The sequence below is a fragment of the Finegoldia sp. genome (genome assembly GCF_046991905.1).
Taxonomy (GTDB): domain Bacteria; phylum Bacillota; class Clostridia; order Tissierellales; family Peptoniphilaceae; genus Finegoldia.
Map to the genome: position 1 here is coordinate 1 of NZ_JBKWZF010000095.1, position 4,783 is coordinate 4,783.

Annotated in this window: 5 protein-coding genes; all 5 read left to right on the forward strand. The window is 32.2% G+C overall.

The annotated features are described in order from the left end of the window. Nucleotides 1-392: LicD family protein (locus ACLUJM_RS12930; RefSeq protein ID WP_412412997.1), on the forward strand; the 392-nt coding region annotated here is incomplete at its 5' end. Continuing rightward, complete coding sequence (locus ACLUJM_RS12935; RefSeq protein WP_144325097.1) at nucleotides 393-1,094, forward strand: IspD/TarI family cytidylyltransferase; 702 nt, start codon at nucleotides 393-395, stop codon at nucleotides 1,092-1,094. A 10-nt stretch (nucleotides 1,095-1,104) separates the two neighbouring features. Beyond that, nucleotides 1,105-2,160: an NAD-dependent epimerase/dehydratase family protein gene (locus ACLUJM_RS12940; protein ID WP_376712742.1), complete on the forward strand. Its 1,056-nt coding sequence runs from the start codon at nucleotides 1,105-1,107 to the stop codon at nucleotides 2,158-2,160. Then, the gene (locus ACLUJM_RS12945) at nucleotides 2,160-3,137 is read left to right on the forward strand and encodes a glycosyltransferase family 2 protein (protein ID WP_207487114.1); all 978 of its coding nucleotides are present in this window, start codon (nucleotides 2,160-2,162) and stop codon (nucleotides 3,135-3,137) included. The genes ACLUJM_RS12940 and ACLUJM_RS12945 overlap by 1 nt, the downstream gene beginning before the upstream one ends. A gap of 12 nt (nucleotides 3,138-3,149) precedes the next feature. Further along, a complete protein-coding gene (locus ACLUJM_RS12950; protein WP_207487116.1) occupies nucleotides 3,150-4,676 on the forward strand; it encodes a lipopolysaccharide biosynthesis protein in 1,527 nt (508 codons plus the stop codon). Nucleotides 4,677-4,783 lie beyond the last annotated feature (107 nt).

A 4,783-nucleotide genomic window follows, 5' to 3' on the forward strand; every position in this document is an offset into this window, starting at 1 on the left:
GTTTAGTTGCTACTGGTAGTAGAGTTTTATTAAAAATCATCCCAGGTTCTAAAGCTCGCTTTCGTATTTGGAAGTATGCAGAAAAACAGATGATGAAGTATGAAGACGTCGAAACGCCTTTTGTTACAGAGCTTTGTGTGGGGCCTAGATACATGGGGAATATCTATCATGCAGAAGATTTCTCTGCTAGCATTGAGAAACCATTTGAAGATAGAATGATGCCTGTTCCAATAGGTTATGATCGTTACCTAAAAAAAACTTTTGGTAATTACATGGAGCGTCCGCCAAAAGATAAACAGGTTTCTGTTCACGATTCAGTTTTTATTGACCCAGATATCTCATATAAAAAATACAAAGGTATCTACTATTTGACTAACAAGGAGGATAAATAAGTGATTACAGCATTAATTATTGCCGGCGGTGTTGGAAAAAGAATGGGGCAAGATATTCCTAAACAATTTATTACCATTGATGGGAAGCCAATCATTATTTATACATTAGAATCATTCGAACACCATCCTTTAGTAGATCGCGTTTTAGTAGTTTGTAAATCGGGTTGGGAAGAAACGCTATGGGGCTATATTAAGGAATACGGACTGAAAAAAGTTCAGTGGATTATTCCTGGAGGATTGAAGGGGCAAGAATCTATCAATAATGGTGTTCAATTTCTCAAAGAATACTCTGACGAAAACGATACAATTATTATTCACGATGGTATTCGTCCATTAGTGGATGAAATTGTATTGTCAGACGTAATTGTTAAATGTCAGGAACATGGAAATGGTGTGACATCTCTTCCATATAACGAGCAAATTTTTTTAAAGGATACTGAAGAAACAACTAAGCAATATATAGATCGAAATACGTTACGAAGGGTTTCCACTCCGCAAGCGTATCAGTTTGGAAAACTTAGCTGGGCTTATGATAAGGCTATAAAGGAAGATATAGGAATGACTGATTCTTCTTATACAAATACTATGATGGTTGAGTTAGGAGAAACATTATATTTTGCAGCAGGTTCTGATAAGAATATTAAGTTAACAACTCAAGATGATTTAGAGCTCTTTAAAGCTTATTTAAAGATGAAGGACTAGAGGTGGAAGTGTGTTACTAGAAAATGAAATCTATCGTTCTGAATTAGACAGAATTAACCATGCAAAAAATGACTGGAATAAGATTGATAACCACTCATTTTTGATTATCGGAGCAACGGGTATGATTGGTTCGTATATGATAGATATTTTAATGAGAAGAAATGAGAAATTAAATGCAAATATTCATGTTTTTGCAATGGGAAGAAGTCTTGAACGTTTAAAATCGAGATTTTCAATGTATCTAAATTCTAATTTTTTTCATATGATAGAAGCTGATGTTACTCAACCAATATCATTAGATGATAAAGTGGATTATATTTTTCATGGAGCTAGTAACACACATCCTAGAGCCTATGCAACGGATCCTATTGGAACTATTATGACTAATTTGATGGGAACGCAGCAGGTTTTAGATTTTGCAGTTAATACTAATCCAAAAAGAATTGTCTTTCTTTCAACAGTTGAAATTTATGGTGAAAATAGAGGAGACGTAGAGAAATTTACTGAAGATTACTGTGGCTACATCGATTGCAATACTTTAAGAGCAGGTTATCCAGAGGGAAAGCGTGCTAGTGAGAGTCTGTGTCAAGCATACATTGCTAAGCATGATTTAGATATTGTTATTCCACGTATTTGTCGTACCTTTGGGCCTACAATGTTGTTGAATGATTCAAAGGCATCTTCGCAATTTATTCTTAACACAGTGAATAATGAAGATATTGTTTTGAAGAGTGAAGGTAATCAGTATTTTTCATATGCCTATGTTGGGGATATCGTATATAGTTTGCTTTATTTGATGGTGAATGGAGAAAATGGAGAAGCCTATAATATTGCTGTCCCAGAATTTGATTTGCACCTTAAAGACTTAGCGCAGAAATTAGCAAGTATAAATCAGAAAAAAGTTATTTTTGATTTACCTGACGAGGAAGAGCGCAAAGGTTTTTCAAAAGCTAGTCGAGCAGTCTTAGCTTCAGATAGAATTACATCTCTTGGATGGAAACCATTATTTGCTTTAAATGAAGCATTAAAAAATACAGTTGAATTAATCAGAAGCGAGCGAGTCTAATGTGTGAAATAAGTATTATTGTTCCAGTATATAACGTAGAGAAATATTTAAATAAATGTGTAGATTCTATATTAAATCAAACTTTTAAAGATTTTGAATTGATTTTAGTTGACGATGGGTCGCCGGATGATTCTGGAGCTATTTGTGACCAATATGCTAAAGAGGATACTCGTGTCAGGGTAATCCATAAAGAGAACGGTGGATTGAGTAGTGCAAGAAATGCAGGAATTGAAGTTGCTCAAGGAAAATTTTTAGGTTTTGTTGATAGTGATGATTATATCGCCGAGGATATGTATGAACTTCTTTACAATAATATTATAAGAGAAGGGGCAGATCTATCTATTTGTGGGATATATCATGTATATGAAGGAAAAGAGTTAGAAGTAAAACCGGAGAAGTACTTAATTCTTAATCGTGATGAGGCTACAGTTTTGATTTTTCATGGCAACCAAATTTCAGATCATGCAGTTAATAAGCTTTATAGTAAAAAAATTTTTTCTGATTTGAGGTACCCGCTTGGAAAGTATCATGAAGATTCATTTACTATCGTAGGGATTCTTGATCAATGTGAAAAAGTGGTAGTAGATACAAGACAGAAATATTATTATTACCATCGAGATGATAGTATAACCAGCCAAATTTTTTCAAAAAAGCATCTTGAGTATATTACAGCATGGGAACAAAACGAACAAGCAGTATTAGGACGCTCAAAAGAAATTGATGAAGCTGCCCACCAACGAGTATGTTTTGCTAATTTTTTAGTTTTGGATAAGATTGTAAATGCAAACATGGAAAATATAGTTTCGGAAACTAGGATTATCGTGAATTACCTGAAATCAAACTACAGGTTCATTATGAAAAATCAGATATTTACTAGAAATCGAAAAATTTCTATGTCTCTATTAATGATTAGTTTAAAACTTTACAAAATACCTTCTATGATTCAGAATAAATGGATCAATAAAAAAAATGAATAGATAGAGGTTTATATGCAAAAATCAAGACTATATTATTCAATGATGAACTCATCGATTTCAACGATTGTATTCTTTTTGAAATTGGTAATGCAATTCGTAGTTCGAACTTATTTTATTAGAGTTTTAGGTGTTACTTATTTAGGTATAAATGGTTTATTTTCCAATGTCTTGAGTTTACTATCTTTAGCAGAGCTAGGCGTTGGAACTTCAATCGTATATTCTATGTACAAGCCTATCGCAAATAATGATCAGAATGAGATACAAGCATTAATGGTGCTGTACAAGAAAGCATATCATTATATTGGGCTTGCAGTAGCCATTATTGGTTTAGCATTAATCCCTTTTCTACATTTTTTTTCTGCTGATTTGAGTTCAAAAGAGGGATTTGTCTGGTATTATATATTGTTCTTAGGTAATTCAGTGTTAAGTTATTTCTTTACATATAAGAGGTCTTTACTGATTGCTAATCAAAGGTCCTATTTAGTTAACATCAATGATTTCATTTTTCTTTTTATCAGTAACATTTTTCAAATCTATTTGCTTCTGCATTACGGGAGTTTTACATTATACCTGCTCGTGCAGTTAGTTTTTACGTTGTTTGGGAATTTTGCTATTTCTTATAAAGTAGATAAAGACTATAAATTTCTGAAAAAGGCCGAGCCCAAAAAACTAGGTAAAGAGAAAATAAAGGAAATAAAAAAAAATGTAGTCGGAAACATGAGCTCCAAAATAGGTGGAGTAATAGTAATGGGAACTGATAGTATACTCATTTCTAGCTTCGTAGGCCTTGCAGCGGTAGGTTATTATTCTAACTACACAATGATTATTAATAATGTTCAAAATTTATGTAAGCAAGTTACAAATTCTATTACTGCGAGTATAGGAAATTATATTGTTACAGCAGATAAGAAGCAGGCACTAGAATTATTTAAACGCCATTTATTTGTGAATTATACTATGATATACTTTGCTACGTTAATTCTTGTATCTGTGTTGAATCCATTTATTGATTGGTGGATAGGAGAAAAATATATACTCCCATCTTTAACTGTTGCGTTAATTATTATAAACTTAGTCATTCAAATGTTTAGGAATACAAATTTTGTATTTATTGATTCCTTCGGATTATATTGGATTCAAAGATGGAAATCTGTAATTGAAGCAACCATAAACTTGGTAGTATCGCTAATCTTGTTAGCAGTTTTCAATCTAGGTATAAATGGAGTTCTTTTGGGTACAATAGCTTCGTCTTTTGGATATGTGATGTGGATAGAAGCTTATTATATTTTTAAATATGGATTAAAAGAAAAACTAACAGTTTATATCGTACAAGTTATCAAATATATAATTCCTTTGTGTGTATCTATTGCTGTTGTTTTTTATAGTCAAACTTTTTTTGACTTTAATGGTTTCACAGGTCTTATTTTGAAAACAGTGATCGCGTGTTGTATTGGATTATTTTTATATATTATCACTTTTTGCAAATCTAATGAGTTTTTGTATGTAAAAAATCTGTTAATTAGAATAATAAAGAGGTAACGTTTATGAAAATTTGTATTGTTGGTCCGTCCTTTGGATATGGAGGAGCAAACATTGTGGCTGCAACTGTTGGAAAAGAACTGGACAGGGAAAATGAGATTTACTAC

Bases quoted from the DNA above. Each gene is read 5' to 3' on its own strand.
- ACLUJM_RS12950 (WP_207487116.1), top strand. From the start codon at position 3,150: ATGCAAAAATCAAGACTATATTATTCAATGATGAACTCATCGATTTCA.
- ACLUJM_RS12945 (WP_207487114.1), top strand. From the start codon at position 2,160: ATGTGTGAAATAAGTATTATTGTTCCAGTATATAACGTAGAGAAATAT.